At 39.0% G+C, this 24170-nt stretch carries 15 protein-coding genes and 1 tRNA gene; 12 read left to right on the top strand and 4 right to left on the bottom strand.

Annotated features, from left to right (window positions below; all coding sequences use genetic code 11):
• Positions 1–172 precede the first annotated feature (172 nt).
• Together EZ449_RS05005 and EZ449_RS05000 are read left to right on the top strand one after the other, a co-directional pair.
• Positions 173–2431 carry a GH92 family glycosyl hydrolase gene (locus tag EZ449_RS05005; protein ID WP_131556872.1) on the top strand — a complete coding sequence of 753 codons (2259 nt, stop codon included), beginning with the start codon at positions 173–175 and terminating at the stop codon, positions 2429–2431.
• A 230-nt stretch (positions 2432–2661) separates the two neighbouring features.
• Positions 2662–5265, top strand: a complete 2604-nt coding sequence (locus EZ449_RS05000; protein ID WP_131556871.1) for a glycoside hydrolase family 2 protein — start codon at positions 2662–2664, stop codon at positions 5263–5265.
• 162 nt (positions 5266–5427) lie between these two features.
• Here the strand turns inward: EZ449_RS05000 and EZ449_RS04995 are convergent, their stop codons facing one another.
• The 4 genes from EZ449_RS04995 to EZ449_RS04980 form a co-directional block, all read right to left on the bottom strand.
• Positions 5428–6123 (bottom strand): carboxypeptidase-like regulatory domain-containing protein, encoded by a 696-nt coding sequence (locus EZ449_RS04995; protein ID WP_131556870.1) that lies wholly within the window; start codon positions 6121–6123, stop codon positions 5428–5430.
• A gap of 192 nt (positions 6124–6315) precedes the next feature.
• Positions 6316–6642, bottom strand: a complete 327-nt coding sequence (locus EZ449_RS04990; RefSeq protein WP_131556869.1) for a 2Fe-2S iron-sulfur cluster-binding protein — start codon at positions 6640–6642, stop codon at positions 6316–6318.
• Positions 6643–6708: 66 nt separating this feature from the next.
• Positions 6709–7719, bottom strand: coding sequence for an NAD(P)/FAD-dependent oxidoreductase (locus tag EZ449_RS04985; protein ID WP_131556868.1), 1011 nt, complete (start codon positions 7717–7719; stop codon positions 6709–6711).
• A 286-nt stretch (positions 7720–8005) separates the two neighbouring features.
• A complete protein-coding gene (locus EZ449_RS04980) occupies positions 8006–10132 on the bottom strand; it encodes a prolyl oligopeptidase family serine peptidase (protein ID WP_131556867.1) in 2127 nt (708 codons plus the stop codon).
• A gap of 230 nt (positions 10133–10362) precedes the next feature.
• On the opposite strand from EZ449_RS04980, the gene EZ449_RS04975 reads away from it, so the two are divergent.
• The 10 genes from EZ449_RS04975 to EZ449_RS04930 all read left to right on the top strand — a co-directional run bounded on the left by EZ449_RS04975 (position 10363) and on the right by EZ449_RS04930 (position 24157).
• Positions 10363–11133 (top strand): UDP-2,3-diacylglucosamine diphosphatase, encoded by a 771-nt coding sequence (locus EZ449_RS04975; RefSeq protein ID WP_131556866.1) that lies wholly within the window; start codon positions 10363–10365, stop codon positions 11131–11133.
• A gap of 510 nt (positions 11134–11643) precedes the next feature.
• Positions 11644–12717 carry a peptide chain release factor 1 gene (prfA, locus tag EZ449_RS04970; RefSeq protein ID WP_131556865.1) on the top strand — a complete coding sequence of 358 codons (1074 nt, stop codon included), beginning with the start codon at positions 11644–11646 and terminating at the stop codon, positions 12715–12717.
• A gap of 106 nt (positions 12718–12823) precedes the next feature.
• Positions 12824–12900: transfer RNA gene (locus EZ449_RS04965), tRNA-Asp, on the top strand.
• A 246-nt stretch (positions 12901–13146) separates the two neighbouring features.
• Positions 13147–14355, top strand: coding sequence for a site-specific integrase (locus EZ449_RS04960; RefSeq protein WP_131556864.1), 1209 nt, complete (start codon positions 13147–13149; stop codon positions 14353–14355).
• Between the two features lie 732 nt (positions 14356–15087).
• Entirely contained in the window at positions 15088–15690 is a 603-nt protein-coding gene (locus tag EZ449_RS04955) for an RNA polymerase sigma factor (protein WP_165499700.1), read from the top strand.
• A 76-nt stretch (positions 15691–15766) separates the two neighbouring features.
• On the top strand, positions 15767–16966 hold the full coding sequence (locus tag EZ449_RS04950) for a FecR family protein (protein ID WP_131556862.1): 1200 nt from the start codon (positions 15767–15769) through the stop codon (positions 16964–16966).
• An 89-nt stretch (positions 16967–17055) separates the two neighbouring features.
• Positions 17056–20565 carry a SusC/RagA family TonB-linked outer membrane protein gene (locus tag EZ449_RS04945; RefSeq protein ID WP_165499699.1) on the top strand — a complete coding sequence of 1170 codons (3510 nt, stop codon included), beginning with the start codon at positions 17056–17058 and terminating at the stop codon, positions 20563–20565.
• A gap of 10 nt (positions 20566–20575) precedes the next feature.
• Positions 20576–22093 (top strand): RagB/SusD family nutrient uptake outer membrane protein, encoded by a 1518-nt coding sequence (locus EZ449_RS04940; protein ID WP_131556860.1) that lies wholly within the window; start codon positions 20576–20578, stop codon positions 22091–22093.
• Positions 22094–22105: 12 nt separating this feature from the next.
• A complete protein-coding gene (locus tag EZ449_RS04935; protein ID WP_131556859.1) occupies positions 22106–23008 on the top strand; it encodes a hypothetical protein in 903 nt (300 codons plus the stop codon).
• Between the two features lie 15 nt (positions 23009–23023).
• Positions 23024–24157, top strand: a complete 1134-nt coding sequence (locus EZ449_RS04930; protein WP_131556858.1) for a TlpA family protein disulfide reductase — start codon at positions 23024–23026, stop codon at positions 24155–24157.
• The last annotated feature ends 13 nt before the right edge of the window (positions 24158–24170 follow it).

Genomic DNA, 24170 nt, shown 5'->3' with positions numbered 1-24170 from the left:
ATTGCTGCTTCCTGAATTTGCCATAACATTTTAGTTCAAGCAAAAGAGATCATAAGACAGGTTGGGTTGACAATAAGAACAGTGGTTTAATTAAATAATAATGATTCTTAAATTACAAGTTTAATATAATTTATTACTTTGTAAAACGATTTACCTAATTCGTATTTACACTATGAAAATCATCAATATAAAACAATTCCTATTGACTGTGGCACTTTTGGCCACAACTCAAATCAATGCCCAGCAAAAAACAAATCTCACTCAGTTTGTCGATCCTATTATCGGTTCTGCTAAGCACGGGCACGTTTTTGTGGGTGCCAATGTTCCTTTTGGTGCCGTACAATTAGGGCCAAACAACATTTTTGAAGGTTGGGATTGGTGCAGTGGTTATAATTATGTAAGCAATACCATTACTGGTTTTTCTCATACGCATTTAAGCGGTACAGGAATTGGCGATTTGGGCGATATCTCCATCATGCCAGCAACTGGACCAACCATTTTAGAAAAAGGTAAAAAAGGGGAGGAGGAAAAAAATTATCTTTCTACATTTTCTCATGCCAATGAAACTACAAAAGCAGGATATTACAGCGTAAAGCTTGATAAATATAATATCAAGGCAGAATTAACGGCAACCGAAAGGGTCGGTTTTCATCAATATAGCTTCCCGAAAGATGCAAAAACACCGCACATCATCATCGATTTAATTGAGGGAATAGGCTGGGATGCACCAGTTGGCTCATCACTAAAACAAATAGATGCCACAACAATTGTAGGCCATCGCAATTCCAAAGGCTGGGCCAATGATCAACGGTTATATTTCGTCATCAAGTTTTCTCAACCCATAAGAGATTGGAAAGTTTACGATAGCACTGAAGTCAAAAATGGTTCGGATGTAAAAGGAAAAAAACTCAAAGCCAGCATCGATTTCAATGCCATAAATAATGATAAACTGCAAATCAAAGTGGCGCTATCTCCTGTCAGCATAGAAAATGCTATGCTCAATCTAAAAACCGAATTGCCAGGCTGGGATTTTGCCTCTACAGTAAAAAAGGCCAATGCACAGTGGGAAAAGGAATTATCGAAAGTAAAAATTGATGCTTCGGCTACCACTAAAAAAATTTTTTACACCGCTTTATACCACACCATGATAGCGCCATCAGTTTTTAATGACGTAAATAAAGATTATCGTGGATCGGATCAGAAAGTACATAAGCAGGCTAAATACACCAATTACACCACCTTTTCTTTATGGGATACCTATCGAGCTGCCAATCCGCTTTATACTATTTTGCATCAAGATCGGGTAAATGATATCGTGAATACCATGTTATCTATTTACAAGGAGCAGGGCAAACTACCTGTATGGCATTTAATGGGCAACGAAACCAATACCATGGTGGGTTATCATGCGGTATCGGTTGTGGTAGATGCTTATTTGAAAGGCTATCGTGGTTTTGATGTAAACTTGGCTTTCGCTGCGGTTAAACAATCGGCCATGCAAAAAACCGATGGCATCGATTATATTCAGCAGCTAAAGTATATCCCTGCCGATCAGGTAAATGAATCGGTCGCAAAAGCCTTGGAATATGCCATTGATGATTATTGCATCGCCATGTTTGCAAAAGCATTGAACAAAACCGAAGAATATCAATATTTTCTTAAAAGAGCACAACTTTATAAACAGTATTTTGATAAGGATGTACAGTTTATGAGAGGTAAATTGGCTGATGGGAAATGGCGTTCGCCTTTTAATCCTGTCGCATCAAAACACCGCGAAGATGATTATACCGAAGGAAATGCTTGGCAATATACTTGGTTGGTTCCGCAAGATGTGGAGGGTTTAATTAGTCTGTTCGGTGGCGATAAACCTTTCGTTAACAAGCTCGATTCGCTGTTTATCGTTCCTGCGGATTTGGGCGAGAATAGTTCGCCTGATATTTCTGGCTTGATCGGCAATTATGCTCAGGGCAATGAGCCTGGCCACCACATTCCTTATTTATATGCCTATGCCGGTCAGCCTTGGAAAACAGCCGATTTGATCAGAAAAATTGACCATGACTTTTATACATCAAAACCCGATGGTTTGTGTGGAAATGAAGATGTTGGCCAAATGAGTGCCTGGTATGTTTTCACGGCGATGGGTTTCTATCCTGTTAATCCAGCAAACGGCGCTTATGTTTTCGGAACGCCCTTGGTTAATGCTGCAACCATTAATTTGGCGGGCAACAAAAAGTTTGCTATTAAGGTTGTTAACAATAGCGCAGCCAATAAATATATTCAGAAAATTATCATCAACGGGAAACCTTACAGCAAATCATTTATTTTACATCAAACCATTGCCAATGGCGGTGCTATGCAAATTTATATGGGCAATACACCATCTAAAACTTGGGGCGTCAATCCAGCGGACAGACCGGTTTCAGGGAATTAGTTTTTTGAAAATGATCGGTGGTAGATTTTGGCTGCATTCAGCCCTGCTATCCCTAAAATCTTCTTAATTTGTAGAGTTGACAACTTTCTTTCTCGGTTGCCATAAAGTTGTCAACTCTTGAAAACAAATGAAAAAGAATTTCCGTTCTATCAGGTTTATTGCTCAAGGGTGGTAATTCTTCGGAAACAAAAACCCACAGTTTAAAATATTCAATCTTAAAAATGCTTCGAATGAGAAAATTGTTCTTATATCTTTTATTAATGGTTGGTTTAAGTACGCAGGCACAACAACGCTACGAGTTAAACACAGGTTGGCTTTGCACCAATATTATAGAAACCAATGCGAATGGAAATCAAATATCCAACAGGGGTTTCGCTTTAAATAACTGGCTTCCGGCAACAGTACCAGGAACGGTTTTAACCACCTTGCTTAACAATAAAAAAGTTCCCGATCCATTTTATGGGATGAATAATGAGAAAATCCCGGACATTTATAAAACTGGAAACGACCACTATACCTATTGGTTTGTAAAAGATTTTGATGAAAAAGTAAGCGGAAATGAGCAGGTTTGGTTACAATTTCGCGGAATTAATTATAAGGCAGAAATTTTCTTAAACGGCAAAAAGGTAAATGCTCAAACCCATGTGGGCATGCATTTGAGGGCCAAATATAACATCACTAAATTGCTTTTGGCAACAGGAAAAAACCGATTGGCTGTAATTGTTTTTCCGCCAGGTTTTCCTGGAAACCCTAATGGTGGGCAAGGCGGAGATGGCAAAATTGCTAAAGATTTAACTACACAATACACCGCAGGTTGGGATTGGATTCAACCCACCCGCGACCGCAACACAGGTATTTGGGATAAGGTAACGATCGAAAAAACCAAAGGCATCAATATTCAAAATCCCCATGTGGTTACTTTAGTTCCGGGTAAACGTTTGCCCGATGCGAAACAACAGCCTGCAACCATCAAGGTGTCGGTCGAAGTGGAAAACCCAACCGGCAGACCCATTTCTGGTGTTTTACAATATGAAATCGCAGGCAAAGTGGTTAAGAAAAATGTGACTATTTCAGCTGCAAATTCAGAAATAAAACTACCCGATTTAACATTGGAAAATCCGAAACTTTGGTGGCCAAGTGGTTATGGTAAACAAGATTTATACCCTTTGAATATTAAGTTCATTTGCGCAAATCAGGTTTTGGACCGGGAAAATTTGACAATTGGCATTCGCCAGATTGATAATATTTGGAACGAACGTACCCAAAGCATGGGTGCTTATGTAAACGGTCAAAAAATATTTATTAAAGGCGGAAACTGGATTATTTCTGATGCGATGTTACGTTTCAGCGATGCCCGTTACGATGCAGAAGTACGATACCATAAAGATATGAACCTGAATTTGATTCGGATTTGGGGAGGCGCCATTTTAGAGCGACCAGAGTTTTACAATGCTTGCGATAAATATGGTTTGCTGGTTTTTCAGGATTTTTGGTTTAGTGGCGATTGTAACGGTCGCTGGGTAGATCCATTAAAAAAGGAAGATCAATGGACCAGAAGAAATTATCCAGATAATCATCCTTTGGTTTTAACGGCGGTTGAAGATCAAGTAAAGATGATTCGTAACCATGCCTCGCTTGCTTTTTGGTGTGGAGGTAACGAAATTACTCCTCCAGAAGATATTTTGGGCCCATTAAAAAATGAGATTCTTCCTCGGTTGGATGGTACAAGAAAACTTTTCGATTTTTCCAATAGCGATGAGATGTCTTACAACACAATCGGTGGCAATGGCGATGGACCGTACGGTATCCAAGATCCAAAAAGCTTTTGGGCAGTAAAAACTTTCCCATATAACTCTGAGGTTGGTTCGGTTGGTGTTGGCGATTATGAATCGCTAGAAAGATTTATCCCACAGGAAAATTTGATTGCGCCACAATTTAAAAGCAAGCCTGATTCGGTTTGGGATTACCATAAATATATTGGCTATGATCAATACATCAACCCTTACGGAAAAGCGAAAGATGCCAAGGATTTCGCCATGAAAGCGCAGTTGGTTAATTACGATCAATATCGAGCGTTAATGGAGGGTTTCTCTAACAAAATGTGGGATTGGTACACGGGCACGATTATTTGGAAAACCCAAAACCCATGGACAGCCTTACGTGGACAGATGTATGATTATTACCTCGATCCAAACGCCTGTTTATATGGCTTGCGCAAAGGAAGTGAGCCTTTACACATTATGATGAACCCTTTGGACAGCATGGTTACGGTGGTCAATAACGGGCTAACCGATCGAAATAATTTAATGGTGCAAGCGAAAATTTATGACATGGATGGGAAAGATTATTTCTATTCGCAGGTATTTAATTCCATTGGTGCATCGTCGGTTCGTCGGTTCTTCCCTATGAACGATTTTCTGAAAAAATTGGATAAAAAAGATGGGGTATTTGTTTCTTTAAAACTCTTGAATGAAAAGCAAGAAACGTTGAGCGAAAATATTTATTGGCTGGCTGATAATGAGGGCAATTACAAAGGATTGCAAGATATTAAATCTGCAAGCTTGAAAGTTACCGCAATTGAAAAATCAAAAGGTAAGATAGAAGTATCGCTAAGTAATGCCAACGGAAATCCAGTTGCTTTTTTTAACAGAATTGCCCTAATGGATGCAGTTTCAGGAAAGCGAATTCTTCCAGCTTTTTACGATGATAATTACGTGAGCATTCTGCCTGGAGAAAGCAAAACCATTATGGTAGAATATACAGGCTCGCCGAGTGATGTGGCTTTAGAGGTTTATGGCTGGAATGTGGAAAGGCAAAGAGTGAATATTAGGTAGCATGTTTTTGATGTTATGGTAGCTTGAAATTATTTGGAAGTGTATGGTTCTGTTTCAATGGCAATTTCAGCCCCGCTAATCACTACAAGTACTCGATCTCCCTAAACACGGGCTCCTCTTCGCTGTGGGCTTTACGCTTTTATCGGGTTTAAGCACAATAGGTTAAAACTTCGAACAATCTACCTCAAAATTCAATTCTGTTATTTCTTTTAAATCCGTTGTATGTTTAACACTTTTTAAATGCCTAATTGGGTTTCCGAAATTGTAATTTTCATTGTACCAAAAATCAATAGAGACTTCTGAATTTGGACGTGCCCTCACTTCTAAAGTTTTCTTAATATCTTTTTCATAGATAAAATCGGTACCATAGTTATAATTGTTTTGGTAATTGATTCCAACTATGAGTGGGTAAACCTTATTATTTTTTATGTCGAGATTAAGTCTTAATTTCACCGGAATCCAAGCATCAATATCCGTTATGTTTTGTTGACCAGCAGTGAATTTTACTGGATCTTTTGATTGGGAGGTATAAGGGTATTGAAAAAAGTACAAATAGTATGATTCATTTTCGTTTAGCTGATGATCAAAGTTAATGACGTAGTTCCCATTCTTATCAGTAGTTACGCTAGCCACTTCACCACCACAATCTGCGCTCATAAAGTTCTTAAAACACGGTAGGCTTTTGCCTAGGGTAACCTTAAAGCCCTCAATCGGCATACCTTTAAAATTGTCGCTAACGTTTCCCTTAATTACCGTTGGAATGCCCTTGTTTTTAAGTTCTGTAATTTTTTTACACCCGACAAATTGTGTTAGGATAAGCAAAGAAAAAAGAACTATTACTTTTAAGTGCTTGCTCATTCCATTTTGATTAGTCTTACTAAATTATGAAAAATATTGTTACTTTTTCCTCGGTTTGTCCTCACAGATCGAAATTAGCAATAATGGTCTGTGAGGACATAGACCATGGACGCCTCGGGGTTGGGCGGATTATCAAAACAAAAAAGGCGACACTCACGTATCGCCTTTTCAACTTATATCTTTATTTAAAGATTAACTCACACCGTGGAGTTTCACTTTCAAGCCATCCATATTATTGTTTAACTGCAACTGGCACGCTAAACGAGAGTTTGGTAACAAATCTGGCAAGGTATCCAACATGGCGTATTCGTCATCTGTCATTTCGTTCAGCTTTTCATCACCCTCTAAAACATCTACACAACAGGTAGCACACAATGCCATTCCGCCGCAAGTGGCCAAAATATCATATTCAGATGCCTTTAAAAATTCCATCAAACTTAAGCCCATATCGGTTGGTGCTTCGTGAGAGGTAACAGAACCATCCGGTTCTTGCATGTATATTGTAATGTTGTTTTCCATTTTGCTCGCTTATAAGCGCAAACTTAACTAAAATAGTTTTTTATTGAAACAATATTAGCGCAAAGCTTAAAATTCTGAAACTCCGTTTACAGTGGTGTATTTCATAGTATATTTAACACCTGGATTCATGTAAGAATAAGCGCTGTGACTCATTAAAGCAGCCTCGTGGAAACCACAAAGAATTAACTTTAATTTATTTGTGTAAGTGTTTATATCGCCAATGGCATAAATACCCGGAATGTTGGTAGAATAATCATCGGTATTAACCTCAATAGCACTTTTATTTATATTTAGGTTCCAATCTTCAATCGGACCTAATTTCGGACTTAAACCAAACAAGGGAATTAAATGATCAGCCTCCACAACAGTTTTTTCCATGGTACGGTTCTGGATGATTTCAACTTGTTCTAGTTTATCTGATCCTTGAACGGCTTGCAAATTGCTATTTAAAATCAGGTTGATTTTTCCGCTTTCAGCTAATGCCATTACTTTCGCAACCGAATCTGGTGCGCCACGGAAACTTTCGCTTCTGTGAACCAAAGTTAACTCAGAGCAAACTTCAGCTAAGTAGATTGTCCAATCTAAAGCAGAATCACCACCGCCAGCAATAACCATACGCTGACCACGGTATTTCTCCGGATCAAGAATCATGTAGTTAACACCTTTACCATTCTCAAAATTCTCTAGATTTTCTACAGCAGGTTTGCGTGGTTCGAAACAACCTAAGCCACCAGCAATTACCACCACCTTAGCTTCGATAATGGTTCCCATATTCGTAGTTAAAACGAAATCGGCTTCGCCACGTTTTTCTAAACCCTCAATTCGCTCTCCCAAAGTAAAACTTGGATGGAAAGGTTTAGCCTGTTCCATTAAGTTATCAACCAACTCTTGCGCTAATACAGATGGATAACCTGGAATATCGTAGATCGGTTTCTTTGGATAAATTTCAGAAAGCTGACCGCCTACCTGAGGAAGGTAATCAATTAAATGGCAACGCATTTTTAATAAACCGGCTTCAAAAATGGCAAATAAACCAACCGGACCAGCGCCTATTACGGCTATATCAGTAGAGATCATTCAAAAAAATTTGATGCAAAGTTACAAAATAAACTTTTATCAATTTCTCTATTTAGATATATTCTAGATAATTCTGTAAAGCAGTTCTAATCAGTATTTTGTATGCTTTGAATCGATTAAAAACAAAAGTTAATGCTTTTTGGGTATTTAAAGCAAATTATAATTGGTCTATGGATTTAGTAGTGGAAAAAAATTAGTCATTGAGAGGCACGAAGCAATCTCTTATAATTAGTGAATGAGATTGCTTCGTGGCTCGCAATGACGAGCACCAATAAAGTGATACGACCTACCAACTCATCCCCAAATTTTGAAACACAAAACTCCAAACATCTGCAGCTTCTTCTATCATTTTTGTAGTAGGCTTGCCAGCGCCATGACCAGCTTTGGTTTCAATTCTAATTAAAATAGGATTTTCGCCCTTATATTTTTCTTGCAAGGTAGCTGCAAACTTAAAGGAGTGCGCTGGAACCACACGATCATCATGATCTGCAGTAGTAATTAACGTTGCAGGATAATTTACGCCAGCCTTTATGTTATGAAGCGGCGAATATTTAATCAAATAATCGAAGTCTTCCTTTTTATCGCTACTGCCATATTCAACTGCCCAGCCCCAGCCAACGGTAAATTTATGGTAACGAAGCATATCCAAAACGCCAACTGCTGGTAAGGCAACCTTGAAGAGATCTGGCCGCTGCGTCATGCAGCCGCCAACCAACAGACCACCGTTTGAGCCACCAGAGATCGCCATTTTAGCTGGATTGGTATATTTTTCCTTAACCAAATATTCGGCTGCTGCGATAAGATCATCGAAAACATTTTGCTTTTTCTCGAGCATTCCTGCTTTGTGCCAAGCCTCGCCATATTCACTTCCGCCACGCAAACTGGGTTGAACGTAAATGCCTCCACGTTCTAAAAATAACATTCTCGATAAACTAAACCCCGGCGTTAAACTCACTTGGAAGCCGCCATAAGCATAAAGATATACCGGATTATTGCCATTGAGTTTAATGCCTTTTTTGTGTACAATAAACATGGGTACTTTTGTTCCATCCTTCGAGGGATAAAAAACCTGCTTGGTCTCGTAATTATCGGTGTTGAATTTAAGTCCAGATTTTTTATAAAGGATAGATTCTGCCTTGGAAATATCGTAGCGGTAAATGGTGCCTGGTGTAGTAAAGTTAGAGAACGTGTAAAAGAATTCCTTATCTTCCTTAAAACCTCCAAAACCATCAACAGTTCCAATTGCAGGGAATTTAACTTCGCCGATTTTCTTACCACTTAAATCAAACTGAATCACATTGGTGCTTGCATCTTTTAAGTAGGAAGCCCACAAAAAGCCTCCACCGGTTCCAACTCCTTCAAGGGCCAACTTCGATTCTGGAATAATCTTCTGCCAATTTTTAGGATCTGCATTTTTAGGGTCGACCAAAACAACTTGCTTATTTTCGGCGCCTAAATCAGTATTTAGCAAAAGCTTATCGCCAACGTTATCGATAACACTGTGGTTGTTTTCGTAACCCTTAACCAACAATGCAATTTCGCTATTAGGTTCATTTAAATCTTGATAGTAAAGCGCATTTCCCGATGTACCAGCACTGGAATATACAATTAAGAAACGGTCATCTTCTGTAACGCCTGCTCCAAAATATAGGTTCGGATTGGTCTTGTCCTCAAAAATCAGTTGATCGTCTTTTTGCGGGTCACCTAGTTTGTGGTAGTAAACCTTTTGAAATTTATTGGCCGCCGAAAGATCTGTTCCTTTTTTAGGCTCATCAAATTTGCTGTAATAAAAACCATCCCCTTTCCAGGCAGCGCCCGAAAATTTGGTCCATTTTAACTCATCAGTTAATTTCTTTTTCGAGGCAATTTCCATCACATAAATATTGCTCCAATCAGAACCTGCCTGCGCAACAGAATAGGCCACGTATTTCCTGTCGTGAGAAAAACCAAGTAACGATACCGCGGCGGTGCCATCGTCTGTAAGCTTGTTTGGATCAAGAAAAACTTCTTCCGAACCATCGATACCTTTTTTAATATACCAAATACTTTGATTTTGTAAACCATCATTTTTAGTGAAGAAGTAATATTCACCAACTTTGAAAGGCGCTCCCTCTTTGGGGTAATTCCATATTTCGGTGAGTCGCTTTTTAATATCGTCGCGATATGGAATTTGCGATAAATAATTTTGAGTGACCTTATTTTCAGCGTTAACCCATGCCGCGGTTTCAGCAGAAGTGTCATTTTCTAGCCAGCGATAAGGATCGGCAATCGTTGTTCCAAAATAATTATCGGTTGTACTGTCTTTTTTCGTTTCTGGATATTTCATTAAAGTAATTTTTTCTGCCGGTTTTTTGCCCTGGTTACAGGCGAAAAGACTTAATGCAAATAAGCCTAATACAAGTTGCTTTTTCATCTTGAAATGGATTTATTTACTAATATATGTTTTTTCCTGCGGGATGATTGCACCGATTTTTCCTTCGGGTTGATTACACAGATTAGGGGATTACACAGATTTTTCCTGCGGGATGATTATACCGATACTTGGATTACACCGATTTCTTTTTCCTAAATGGTTTTTTGCATTTGGACTCCCAACTCACGATTCCCAACTCCCAACTTTTTCCTTTACCTTTGAAACTGCACATGACCAAGAATATTTATTTCGCTTCCGATTTTCACTTAGGCACTCCAAATTATGCCGAAAGCCGTGCCCGTGAAGAACGAATTGTGAGCTGGCTGAATTTTATTGAGCCAAACTGCAGCGAGCTATTTTTAATGGGCGATATCTTCGATTTCTGGTTCGAGTATTCGAAAGTTATTCCAAAAGGATTTATTCGTTTGCAAGGCAAGTTGGCCGCAATGGCGGATGCTGGAATAAAAATTTATTTCTTCAAGGGCAATCACGATATGTGGGTTCGTGATTATTTTACCCAAGAAATTGGGATGGAAATTATTAGCGATGAACTGATCATAGAGCGAGGTGGCAAGAAATTTTACTTGCATCATGGTGATGGTTTAGGGCCGGGAGACAATAAGTACAAGTTTTTAAGGAAGATCTTTAGAAGCAAGCTTTGTCAGTGGCTTTTTGCCCGTTTACATCCAAATTTAGGTATTGGAATCGCTAATGGATGGAGCCAGGGAAGTAGGGCTGCACAAACGGAGAAAGAGGTTTTTATGGGCGAAGATAAGGAATGGCTCGCCATTTATGCGAAAGAACAATTACAAAAACAGCACTTCGATTATTTCATTTTCGGGCACAGACATTTGCCTTTAGATATCGATTTGGGCAACGGAAGTCGTTATGTAAACATTGGCGAATGGCTGGAGTACAATTCTTATGGTGTTTTTGACGGCGTTGATTTGAAGTTGGAATATTACAATCATTCCTTGATAGCATCGTCATCTCGACCGTAGTGGAGAGATCTTTTAATTTGCATAATTTTTTGGAAAGCAAAACCTGTAGAATTGTTAATGTTCGTCGGGCTTTACATTGTAGTCCCGATTAGAAAAAAATCGGGAGCTGCCATTTCAATCCCGTTTAACTACTTCGGTTTTTACCACTATTTAGGGTTGCATAATGCCAATACAATCTTGGCCGTCATCTCGACTGTAGTGGAGAGATCTTTTAAATTGTCGATTTTTATGGGCATTGGCTGTTTCAAAAAAGTGGCTAACTCGGTTTATAAATCCGATATTCGAGGAAAGCTCCCGATTCTTATTCGGGACTTGGAACATTAGCGGGACTGCTGACTGCCATATTCACAGAACTGTTCATTTCAAAAATCTTCAAATAAAATAGTAGATTTTCCTTTCTAAAAACTGTAGGTTTTCCACTTCAAACTAATTCAGCTTTTTTCCTTATTTTTGCATTTCCTAAATTTTTGACTAACCCCAATATTTAGGAATTTCAATTCGAATAATATTATGTTAGATAAATTAGAGGCAATAAAGCTGCGTTGGGAAGATGTAGAGGAATCGTTAAGTAACCCTGATGTGATTCAGGATATGAAACGTTTTGCGGCTTTAAATAAAGAATATAAAGACTTGGGCAAAATTGTGGATGAGTATAAAATCTACAAAAATGTGATGAGCAACATTGACGCAAATAAGGATATCTTATCGACTGAAAAAGATGCGGAAATGCGTGAGATGGCAAAGGAGGAGTTGGATATGCTCTTGAAACAGCAGGAAGAAATGGAAGCTAATATTCGCTTGATGTTGATTCCAAAAGATCCGGAAGATGCTAAAAATGCCGTATTTGAGATTCGTGGTGGTACTGGTGGAGATGAGGCAGCGCTTTTTGCTGGAGATTTATACCGCATGTACACACGTTATTTTGAAACTAAGGGCTGGAAAGTAGAAACCGTTGACGTAACCGAAGGTACGGCCGGGGGCTACAAAGAGGTTATCTTAAAAGTTAATGGCGATGATGTTTACGGACAATTAAAGTATGAAAGTGGTGTACACCGCGTTCAACGGGTTCCTGATACCGAAACTCAAGGTCGTGTGCATACATCGGCTGCATCGGTAGCGGTTTTGCCAGAGGCCGAAGAAATTGATTTATACATTAACCCTGCAGATATTGAATTGCAAACTTCGAGATCTGGTGGTGCTGGTGGACAGAACGTAAATAAGGTAGAAACTAAGGTTCAGTTAACGCACAAGCCATCGGGTTTGGTGGTGGTTTGCCAACAAGAGCGTTCGCAGTTGGGTAACCGTGTAATTGCGATGGAGATGTTGCGTAGTAAATTGTACGACATAGAATTGCAGAAGAAAAACGGTGATATTGCCGCTAAACGTAAAACAATGGTTTCTACAGGAGATCGTTCGGCAAAGATTAGAACCTACAATTATCCACAAGGTAGAGTGACCGAACACCGCATTGGATTAACGATGTATAACCTGCCTGCAATCATGGATGGCGACATTCAGGAGATCATTAGTGCGCTTCAGTTTGCTGAAAATGCTGAGAAGATGCAAGAAGGTGCTGTAGGTTAACGAGTTATGATTATTTTAAAAAAAAGTTTGCGAATAAGGATTATGTGCCTATATTTGCATCCTCGAAAGGGGAAAGAGGTTTAAGCTTTTAAAAAGTAAACAAAACGGAGTGGTAGTTCAGCTGGTTAGAATGCCTGCCTGTCACGCAGGAGGTCGCGGGTTCGAGTCCCGTCCATTCCGCCAAGTGACATTACAAAATGTATCAAAAGCCTCTAGAATGTATTTCTAGAGGCTTTTTTGCTTTTACAGCATCCCAAAAAATTCAGACTTTCTTAAAATATAGGTGGACAAATCGAGCGCACTTATGTGCTTGAAAATTTGGCGCACCAAAAACTATAGAAAGATCTGTTAATCAAGCTGTTCGACTGCCGAACATCTTGATTGTAAACAACAACAATCTTAATTTTATAACTTTTAAATTATTTTAAAATGAGTGCAAAATTTAGTTTGTTATTCTTCCTTAAAAGAAGAGGGGGGTATGTTGGAGGTGATCTTCCAGTTTATTTAAGGATTACTGTTGATGGAAAGAGGGCCGAATTAGCCATTCAAAGGAAATGTGATCCTGAAAAATGGAATACAAAGAAAGGTTGTATGGTTGGTACAAAGGATTCGGTAAAAGAATTTAATTCGTTTCTTTTGGCGTTTCAAACTAAGGTCTATGAGATTCAAAGATCTTTACTTATGGACGGCAACCCTATTGACCCAGAAATAATAAAAAGAAATCTTACCGGTAAAGATAGATCTGCGAAAATGTTTCTTGAAGTTTTTGAGGAACATAACGAAAATATGAGAAAGCTTGTCGGTAAGGATTATTCTCTGGCAACGCTTACTAAATATTCGACTTGTCTGAAATCATTAAAGCTGTTTGTGCAATTTCAATACAAGACTAGTGACATCAATATTCGCTTAATGGATTTTGCGTTCCTTACATCGCTTGAAATGTATTTAAAAACGCAAAAGGGGGTTGGACACAATACAGCGATGGGCTATGTGAAAAAGGTAAAAAAAATAATCCATTTCTGTGTCGCTAATAAATGGCTTGCCTCCGATCCCTTTATGGCATTTAAAGTTTCTATAAATAAAACATCGAGAACCTTTCTGAGTGAGGCGGAGATGAAAAGTTTAACAAACAAGGAATTCAAAATCCAGCGATTGGCAGAAGTCCGAGATATGTTTCTTTTTAGCTGTTATACTGGACTTGCATATGTTGACGTCGCAAAGCTGACAAATAATGCGATCGTAGAAGATGGTAATGCAACCACATGGATTGTGATGGATAGAACGAAAACGGGTGTGATGGCAAATATTCCGCTTTTGCCTCAAGCGGAAAAAATCATTGATAAATACAAGGACCATCCAAAAGTATTAGTTACCGGCAAACTGCTACCAATGATTAGTAATCAGAAAGTAAATGCCTATTTGAAAGAAATATCAGTCCTCTGTGGCATTACGAAAGAACTCTCCCATCATTGTGCACGCCACACATTTGCAACTACAGTCACCTTGTCAAATGGGGTTCCGATTGAAACAGTTTCAAAAATGCTTGGTCATTCCAGTCTTAAGTCAACACAGCATTATGCCAAGGTTTTGGACAAAAAAGTTGCTTCCGACATGAAAAGATTGATTGGTGTTTTGTAATTGATTACTTTATTTTTTCGTTTGAAGTGATGGTTTTAATTTTTAAGGCTAGATCAAATTTATTGTTTCTAATCAATCAGTATACATCATTATTAAGAAAAGGTGGTTCACATTATCAAAATTCCGGAATAATGATAAATTTTTAGTTGTTGTGTAATTTACGTTCTGCTGCTTGGCGTAGTGGGGGCTTTTTCGAACAACATTGATACGAAGCACACGGTTCAAAATCAGGACAAATTTTCATATTAAGAACATCCGCCCCATTGGGCCAAACCAATGTAGGTTCAGTTTTTTTCATGCCGTAGATTTTCTGTCGTGTTCTTTTTGCACTTTATAAGGTAAAAAGAATAATTCTCTGTGACTTCTTCAATTTCAAAAAGCCCTGACTTCCCGAATTCTTCTGCTATTGTTTCGCTGTCATAAAAAAAAATATTTTTACTCCGTCTGTTATCTTAAGAGATCTTTCTGAAAAAAATTAAACTAGATCAATGTATTTTACCGCTTACTCTTCCTCGAGAATTTCGCATTTGGTTTTGAAATTTGGAATTACTTTGTTATTGTAAGAGATTTGGTTACTAGATTTTCTATGAGGGTTAGTTTCGGTGAATAATGCCAGAAGAGTTTGATGTGGTTAAGCAATCAGTGAAATCGATCGGTAATTACTAACAGCCTTCAAGCTATATGGTGAGGAGATTTCGAAATTTTGCTAATACTTTGCTAACTTGCCGTCTGATGACAGCTTTACCTACTGATGTTGAACTTTGGATATCCTTAAAGCAGGGTAATAGGGAAGCTTTTACAGCATTGTATGGAAAATATTCAAAGATGCTTTTTTCCTATGGGCTTCGTATAACTCCCGATGAGCATGTGGTTGCAGATGCATTGCAATCAACCTTTGTGAAATTCTGGACCAATCGCGAAACTATAGCATTGCCAGTTCAAGTGAAGCCTTTCTTGATTACCTCATTTCGCAACAACCTGTCAACAATAATTGCAAAAGGAAATAGGACAGAATCCTTAGATAATTTTAACGAAGAACAGTTTGTAATGAACTTTACCTTGGAGTCAGAATATATCAAAAAAGAGGATGTCGATATTCAGTCGAAGAAATTAAATGATGCGCTCAATCAACTAAGCCCTAGGCAGAAAGAAATTATTTATCTGCGTTATTTTGAGGAACTCGATTACAATGAGATTGCTGCAATCATGGACATTTCAGTAAAAGGTGCTTATAAGCTTTCTGCAAGAGCCCTTTTTAGTTTACAGAAAATTATGGAAATTGGCAGGAATGGACTTTTCCTTATGCTTGCTGCCTATCGAATAAGCCATTTTTAATTTTTTTTTAAAAAAATCTCAAACGATGGGGTGTTTTTAAAATTAGCTAAGTCTATCTATTAAACAGCCTATTCAGATGACCAAAGTATTAGCCGACTATACCTCGGAAGATTTCCTGAACGATGACCGCTTTATTAAGTGGGTGAAGTACCAAGATTCGAACCTAGGTCATTTTTGGAATTCTTGGTTATTGACCAATCCTTCGAATAAACTGGAATTTGATAATGCAGTGGTACAACTGAGGTTAATGTTGTCTGTACATCCTGTTGCTATTAAACAGGAAAAACTTGATGCTGTATTTATGAAAATAGAAACAGAAATCGATAGTGGAATCCCTGTTAAAATAATAAAATACAATTTCTTAAGGTATGCCGCTGCGGTATTGATTCCTTTGCTGATATTTTCTGCATTCTATCTTACCCTGAAAGATGATAATATAGGTGCTGAACAGCAGGCAAAAGTTTTAGATCATAACAGGGCAAAACTGATTCTTTCTGATGGGAGTACAGTTCTTTTAGGTAATAATGATCAAAATATAGAAGATGCCAGTGGCTCGAAGATTGAAAAAGATTCTGCTGGTTTGCGTTATGCAGATCAAACTGGAGCAACTACTATTGCCTATAATACGATAGAGGTGCCCAGAGGGGCCGAGTATAGGCTGGTGCTAACTGATGGTACCCAAATTTGGCTAAACTCGGAAACCAAATTGCGCTACCCTGCCAAGGTAATGCCAGATGGCGATAGAAATGTATATCTTGAAAACGGTGAAGCTTATTTTCAGGTTACAAAAAATAAACATGCACCTTTCTTGGTTAACCTGAATGGCATGCAGGTTGAAGTGCTTGGAACCTCTTTCAATGTGAATACATTCAATAATGTAATCAGCACAACTTTAGAAGAAGGAAATATCAGGGTCAATCGCAAGGGCAAAGCCTCCGTTTATCAAGTTCCAGGAGAACAGACCATATTTTCTCCAGTGTCTGAAGAACTGACCAAAGCTAAAGTAGATACCTATCCATTTACCTCATGGAAAGATGGATGGCTTGTTTTTAACGATAATCCATTAGAGGAAGTTATGGAGCAGGTTGGAAGATGGTATGACATGCAAGTAGAATATACAAACCCGTCGCTTAAGACAATTCGCTTTGGCGGAAAGTTGAGAAAAGTAAAAAGCGTCAAAGATATACTAACGGTAATCGAACGTTCAAATGAACTGTCCACGAGAATTTTAGGTGGTAAAATCATCATTAGCGAAAGAAAACCAGCAACACAATAGCAAACCTACAAACTAACAAAATGACCAAAAATTTTACAAAACCTATCAATGGGAGGAGATTCCCATGCCCAAAAAAAATCCTGCTGCTGATGTTATTTTTCATCGGGAGCGTGCAACTAGCCAGTGCTCAGGAGCGAAAGATCACATTAAATTTTAAGGATGCAAAAAGAACTACCGTGCTTAATGAAATTAAAAAGCAGGTAGACATGGAATTCTTTTATAATGTGAAAGAACTCGACAAATACGGCACCATGTCCATCAACATAAAGGATATGCCCATTAGTGAAGTCATCAAGCTGCTGATTAAGGATACTAACCTCAAATATGTGATAGATGGCAATGTGGTAAATATCCTGCTGGTGGGGCAAACCACCAAGTCGGGAGAATACCTCGGTCTAATGGTCACGGTTTCAGGCGTCGTTACCGACGATGAGGGAAAACCACTTGCAGGGGCAAGTATTCGGGACGCCACCAAAGAACACACCACAACCAGTAGTGCCAAAGGCGATTATACCATCAATATTCGTAGGGGTGCCACCTTGATTTTTAGCTACGTGGGTGCGGAACCCTTTCGTACCTCAATCAATGCTGCCGGCTCTACCGATATTACCCAGAACGTACAGCTCAATACTTCGGGCAATGTGCTTGGCGAGGTAACTGTTTCTACTGGTTATCAGGATATTAGTAAAAGAAATTTAGTTGGTTCAATCTCAACCGTTAAGGCTGAAGACATTAAGGTTGCAGGAGTACGCAGTATAGACCAATTGTTGCAAGGACAATTGCCAGGGGTTTCTGTTGCCAACCAGACCGGGATCATTGGTTCCTCTCCAAAAGTTAGGGTACGTGGAACATCCACCTTGTTGGGTAACCAAGAACCTGTTTGGGTAGTAGATGGAATTATCCAACAGGATCGTTTGCCGTTTGACTATTCATTGATTAATACCACCAGTAGTAATGGCATTCGCGACTTGATTGGGAGCTCGGTATCTTTCCTTAACATTGAAGATATTCAGGATATCTCGGTATTAAAGGATGCATCCGCCACTGCTATTTATGGAACAAAAGCTGCCAATGGGGTAATTGTGATCACTACAAAAAAAGGAAAGAGTGGACCTACAAGATTTAACTATGTGAGCAATCTTTCTATTTCGGCCGCACCATCATACAGTGATTTTAACCTGATGAACTCAAAGGAACGTATTGATGTTTCCAAAGAAATCTACGCAAGAGGACTTACCTTCCAGTTCACGCCAGACAACCTTTCTTATGAAGGATACTTAACGCAGTTATTGAACAAGACCATTACGGCTGATCAATTCAATGCACAAGTTGGAAAGTTGGAAACGATGAATACAGATTGGTTTGACCTTTTGTATCAGAATCCTTTCAGTCAGAACCACTCACTGAGCGCCTCTGGAGGTAGTGATAAGGTATCTTATTATGCCTCATTGGGCTATGCCAATAGCCGAGGCAATACGATTGGCAACAATCAGGAAATCTATAACGGGAACCTTAGGTTGGAGTTGAATGTGACGAAAAAATTAAAACTTGGTTTTAGGATGGGCGCCAATATGGGAAAGACAGAAGGTTTCTATCAGTTTAATCCTTTTAATTACGCCTATAATACCAGTCGTGCAATCCCTGCTTTTAATGAAGATGGAAGTTATTTTGCTTATAAGAAGAGCAACGATTTTACTCCTTTTAATGTACTCAGTGAAAGGGAAAATACCGGCAATGCGAACAAATCGAACAATTTCACTGCAACGGCAAACCTCGATTATAAATTCATAAAGGATTTTACCTTCCAATCTGTTTTTGGCATAACCTATAGCCAGACCACTGGAGAAAGTTATGCTGCTGCCCAGTCCTATTATATTGGACAGACCTATAGAATGAATGCATATGGATCGGCTATTCCAGGATCGGCTGCCTACAATGCATCCTACCTGCCACAAGGAGGTGTGCTTAATACCACTTCGGTAAATAACCAGTCCTATACATTTAGGAACGCGGTAGGTTACAACAGGAATTTCAGGAGTGAGAAGGATAACCTGTCGGTACTTGTGGGTTCAGAAATCAGGAGCTCTAAGTACGATGGTCTTACACAGACCAATTTTGGTTATCTTCCAGAACGTGGACGTACCTTTGCCCAGATTCCAGCAACATACCAGCCCATATCTATTGGTTCAACTCCTCAACAAAGCCCAATATTATACAATAACATACCTTCGATCACTGACCAGACTGCTAACTTTGTGTCTTATTTTGGTACAGCTAGCTATAATTGGGACAATCGGTACGTGCTTAGCACTACAATTAGAACAGATGCATCTAACAGGTTTGGTCAATCTACCAACAATCGCTTTTTGCCCATATGGTCTGCAGGTATCAAATGGAACGTGATGGAAGAAGATTTCTTCCACAATAAGTTTTCTTGGTTAAACCAGTTTTCTATCAGGGCAACCTACGGTTTTCAAGGTAATGTTGCAGAGAACTTTGGGCCTGAATTGGTATTGCAGTACCCTAGAAATTCTTTAAGCGCGGTTACTGGTGAAGGTATAGTTAACATCAAAAATCTTGGCTATCCTGATTTAAGATGGGAAAAAACATCAACCGTTAACCTGGGAGTCGATTTTGCGATCCTTAAAAACAGGGTTACGGGAACCTTTGAATATTACAATAAGAAAACCACTGATGCCTTGGCAGAGGTTGTTGTACCTACAGAATATGGGGTTGCTACAATGCCCATCAATGCAGGTAACCTGAACAACCACGGTTATGAACTTTCACTGAACTTCACGCCAATATCTACCAAGGATTTTAATTGGGGCATTAACTTTAACACGGCAAGGAACTTTAATGAGGTAACAAAATCTGGGAATAACCAATTGGGCACATGGACTCAGCTTGCAAATGGAAATGCCTATGTCGAGGGTTATGCAGCTAGTAGTTTCTTTGCTTTTAATTTTAAGGGATTGGACCCACTTACCGGTTACCCGATCTTTAATATCCCAGCTTTAACAGACGAAAGTAAAAAGAATGTTTCCTTGTTGATGGGGCATGCTGGTCAGCTTGACCCGAAATTTACAGGCGGTTTCGGAACGAACTTCCGCTACAAACGATTTAGTCTAAACTCAAGCTTTGTAGTGAGCCTTGGTGCACAAAAGTTCCTAGCGCCTTTATATAACAACAGTAACCTCTCTGCCCCATATCCAACACAGAACCTCTCGGCGGCATTGAACAACCGTTGGAGAAAACCTGGTGATGAGGCATCTACCAATATTCCATCATTACCAACAGCTAATATCCCATTTACCACCATTGGCAATTCAAGTTATCCAATCTATACGCTTTATGATTTTTCGACCGCTAGGGTGGTAAACGCCAATTACCTGCGTTGCAGAAATATAGGTGTCACTTATGCTATTCCTACAAAGTTGCTTTCAAAAGCAAATATACAACAGCTTAATCTTCAGGCATCGGTTACTAATCCATTTTATATCGCTTCCTCAAAGCTTGATGGGATAGACCCAGAGGTTTCAGGCAACAGTTTGCCAATTCCCAGGACATATTCATTAACCTTTAACGTGGGCTTTTAATTAGACAGACATGAAAAAACATATTATTTTAATCTTCCTTTTTTGCACATTGATTTTTGGTTCATGCAAGAAATTCTTGGAAGAAAGCAGTCAGAATCTGCTCAAGCCTACCACTATTTCAGAACTGGCAGAGACGCTGCTTGGAGAAGGATTCTCGCTAAGTGAGCCTGCAAACATACCTTTCCATACCTATATTGATTTAATTACTGATGATGTAGAGGCAAATTACTTAAATGATCCATTACAAATCAGCTCGCTTACCAGATGGGCACCAGGTTTTCTTTGGAAAAAGACAATGTTCGAAGAAATGCCAGTTTTAGGTGCTTCCGGTACTGACAGTTATACGATCTATTATACAAAAATCAAAGCATGTAATGTGGTGCTAGACTATCTGGACAAAGTATCTGGTACTGTTGCAGAAAAGAATAAAGTAAAAGGAGAAGCATTATTTCTTCGTAGTTTTTATTATTTTAATTTGGTGAATCTTTATGGTAAAGCCTATAGTGCAAATGGCGCTAACCCAAATACCGACTTAGGGGTTCCACTGGTACTTAAATCTGATGTTACCAGAGACCTAATTAAAAGAGCAACTGTAGCCCAGGTATATGCTCAAGTGGAACAAGATTTATTGGACGCGTATGAGTTATTGAAGATTACAACATCTTCTAATGTCTACCATCCAGGTAGTGGTGGAGCCTGTCTTTTGTTATCTAGGGTCTATCTATATGAGAAACAGTGGGACAAAAGTATAGATTTTGCAAACAAAGCCTTGGCCATCAAATCTACATTGAAAGACTTAAATGAGGTACCTGCGTTACCAGCATCTGGATTTACTGAGGCAAGTCCGCCGTATCAGATGTCTAATGCATTGGTTAGTCCAGAGGTTTATTGGGGTTATGGTGATTCGAAAGAATATTCATCGGCCCCTCTTGGCTCAGGCGTTCCAGGGGTACTCTTTAGTAAGGGTGCATTTACAGTTTCACCTTCACTTGGTGATTCCTATGAAGCAGATGATCGTAGGAATGTACTTTATTTTAATTATGCTGGGGAGTATAATCCTTCAACCGGGGTACTTAATTGGTATAAGTATTATGGTTTTAAATATGGCTCGCTCACGGCCATCACCAATAATGCAAAGGCCTTAAGGGTTTCAGAAGCTTATCTGAACAGGGCCGAGGCCAATATACAAAAAGCGATTTTGGGCAATATACAGGGAATATCGGCTGCGCTTACTGATCTGAACCTTTTGCGCAGCAAACGTTTTACCACCTCAAAGTTCCAAGCTATTAACATTACAGATGCTACAACGCTATTCGAATTTTATAAGGCAGAACGACGTAGGGAGCTGTGTTTCGAAGACCAGCGTTGGTTCGATCTGAGAAGATGGAATTTGCCTGTTAGCCATACCATTCAATTGTCGGTTACAGGAACACAATCAAAAACCATCTCACCGGGAGATAGTGAGTTTACCTTGCAGATTCCCCAAACTGCCATACGTGCCAATGCAGAACTTGTCCAAAATCCTTAATCCCTAGAGATCATGAAAAATAGAATTTTAATTATAACAATCTTTTTGGTTATGCTATTGGGCTGTAAAAAAGAGGAAACCTTACAACCTAGTGTTACAAAAATAGAATATACGCTGCCACAAGGATCGAATGCTTTTGATGCTGATATCGTAACCCTTTTCAAAAATTATAACAGTTATTTTCTGTACAAGTTTAATCCGGCTATTGATTTTGCTTGGGTACCTGCAGCTTTGGGTACTGATAATCTGTTTAGCACCAAATTCTCCTGCGAACAAGCTGATGAAGCTTATGTTGCAAAGGTATTGCCTTTCGCTAAAAATAACTGGTTAAGTTTTTATCCAGATACCCTGCTTAAAAGGGCACTTCCTTTTAAGGTACTACTAGCGAAAAATTTGAAGAGGCTTGTTAATCCCAATAGTGCTGATGCTACGTTAAGCAACACAGGGCTCACCTCAAATACTTTACCCAACACCATACTTGGATATTATCACATCACCATCAGCAACAATTCTGCAAACTTTGATGCAATGACAGCTGCACAGAAAGTGTTGTTTAAGGGAGACCTTCATATCGAGTTCTGGAACTATATGCTCAATACAGGCAAGGTTGTAATGCCGCCCACCTTTACAACAGGGAGTAATTATACCCTTACCGTTAGCGCTTCGACAATGTACGTGAATGGATTTTTGGATACCAAGGCCAAGGCCCAGACCAACCCCGCACTATATGACCTGAAAACTTACATTAAGGCGATCACGAATAACTCTAGGGCCACATTAGATAATACCATTCTTAAGGCTACAAATGACACAAAGGGTTTGGTAAAGCAGAAATATAATATCGTGATCAATTACTACAAGACCGTTCACAATATTGACCTGCAGGCCATCGGCGATGCTACATTGGTACCATAATTAAATATAAAACAAATGAAAATATTAATCATAGCTGCATCATTTACGCTTCTTTTTTCTGGTGTGGTATCTGGACATAATATGAAAGCAGACTTGCCGGTCTCTGAACAAAGGGAAAACCCGGCCGTTGATAGCCTGAAAAGAAAGATTTTAAAAGCATGGAACAGTGAATTGTTTTGGAAAGGCGGCATCAGCTTGGATAACTTTGAAAATGAAGTACTTAATTGCAGGGAAAAGGCAGCTGTGCTGGTTAAGCAACAGCCCTTGAAAGCTGTGGAAAATAAAGTGTTTGCTGATTTTGCAGAACTCTCTGCCCGTAGGGATTTTGTCAGAAACCAAAAAGACAGATCGGCTGTGCCGCAAAGTTTTTATAATTTACTGGATGTACTGAGCATCAATGATCCGCTATTTCAAAATAAACAAACCAGTGAGTTTTCTAATTTTTTCAATGCTTATGTGGCCATGCTAAATTATCGTTCGGGGAAAGAGGAACCTACCATGTACGACCAGTCAAGGTATGCTATGAACCATTTGACTGATGAGGAGTTAAAAAGCAATTATGTTGGAATGAACATCTCTAGCAGAAATACTCGCTATATGATGGATTCGGAGATGATTGACCTGATCAGGGAGGTGAACAGACTGTCTAAAGATGACGCTTTTAAGAAAAAGGTTAATGAGTGGGAAGCTTTGTATTCACCCATAATGGCTGGTAAACCGATGCCAGATTTTGAGCTACCTAATCAGTATGGGAAAAAGGTAAAATTTTCTGATTTTAAAGGGAAAGCGGTGATTATAGATGTCTGGGCTACCTGGTGCAGCGTTTGTATCAAAGAGATGCCTTATTTCGATGCCTTTAAAAAAGAAATGAAAGACCGCAAAGATGTGGTATTGCTATCTATAGGTTGGGAACAAACAGATGATAAACCAGAATGGAAGAAATTTGTGAAAGATCATAAACTTGAAGGTATTCAGTTGCTTTCGGTGCGTACAAAAAATGAAAAGGATAACCTGGAACAAAAACTGGTCCTGCATTCGATGCCCCGCTATATCTTTATTGATAAGCAAGGTAAGTTTGTAGATTCCTACGGCCCATATCCTAGCAACCCGGATTTTAAGGAAATGTTGCTAAAAACTATTGCGAATTAACCAGAAATATATA

This window comes from Pedobacter frigidisoli, assembly GCF_004331675.1.
In the GTDB taxonomy this organism is placed as follows: Bacteria; Bacteroidota; Bacteroidia; order Sphingobacteriales; family Sphingobacteriaceae; genus Pedobacter; species Pedobacter frigidisoli.
This window is presented reverse-complemented; position numbering and strand designations above follow the sequence as displayed.

Excerpts from the sequence above, each read along its gene's own strand:
- EZ449_RS04985 (WP_131556868.1), bottom strand. The coding sequence starts at position 7,719 with ATGATCTCTACTGATATAGCCGTAATAGGCGCTGGTCCGGTTGGTTTA.
- EZ449_RS04950 (WP_131556862.1), top strand. The coding sequence starts at position 15,767 with ATGACCAAAGTATTAGCCGACTATACCTCGGAAGATTTCCTGAACGAT.
- EZ449_RS04940 (WP_131556860.1), top strand. The coding sequence starts at position 20,576 with ATGAAAAAACATATTATTTTAATCTTCCTTTTTTGCACATTGATTTTT.
- EZ449_RS04955 (WP_165499700.1), top strand. The coding sequence starts at position 15,088 with ATGACAGCTTTACCTACTGATGTTGAACTTTGGATATCCTTAAAGCAG.
- EZ449_RS04990 (WP_131556869.1), bottom strand. The coding sequence starts at position 6,642 with ATGGAAAACAACATTACAATATACATGCAAGAACCGGATGGTTCTGTT.
- prfA (WP_131556865.1), top strand. The coding sequence starts at position 11,644 with ATGTTAGATAAATTAGAGGCAATAAAGCTGCGTTGGGAAGATGTAGAG.
- EZ449_RS04945 (WP_165499699.1), top strand. The coding sequence starts at position 17,056 with ATGTTATTTTTCATCGGGAGCGTGCAACTAGCCAGTGCTCAGGAGCGA.
- EZ449_RS04960 (WP_131556864.1), top strand. The coding sequence starts at position 13,147 with ATGAGTGCAAAATTTAGTTTGTTATTCTTCCTTAAAAGAAGAGGGGGG.
- EZ449_RS04995 (WP_131556870.1), bottom strand. The coding sequence starts at position 6,123 with ATGAGCAAGCACTTAAAAGTAATAGTTCTTTTTTCTTTGCTTATCCTA.
- EZ449_RS04975 (WP_131556866.1), top strand. The coding sequence starts at position 10,363 with ATGACCAAGAATATTTATTTCGCTTCCGATTTTCACTTAGGCACTCCA.
- EZ449_RS05000 (WP_131556871.1), top strand. The coding sequence starts at position 2,662 with ATGAGAAAATTGTTCTTATATCTTTTATTAATGGTTGGTTTAAGTACG.
- EZ449_RS05005 (WP_131556872.1), top strand. The coding sequence starts at position 173 with ATGAAAATCATCAATATAAAACAATTCCTATTGACTGTGGCACTTTTG.
- EZ449_RS04930 (WP_131556858.1), top strand. The coding sequence starts at position 23,024 with ATGAAAATATTAATCATAGCTGCATCATTTACGCTTCTTTTTTCTGGT.
- EZ449_RS04935 (WP_131556859.1), top strand. The coding sequence starts at position 22,106 with ATGAAAAATAGAATTTTAATTATAACAATCTTTTTGGTTATGCTATTG.
- EZ449_RS04980 (WP_131556867.1), bottom strand. The coding sequence starts at position 10,132 with ATGAAAAAGCAACTTGTATTAGGCTTATTTGCATTAAGTCTTTTCGCC.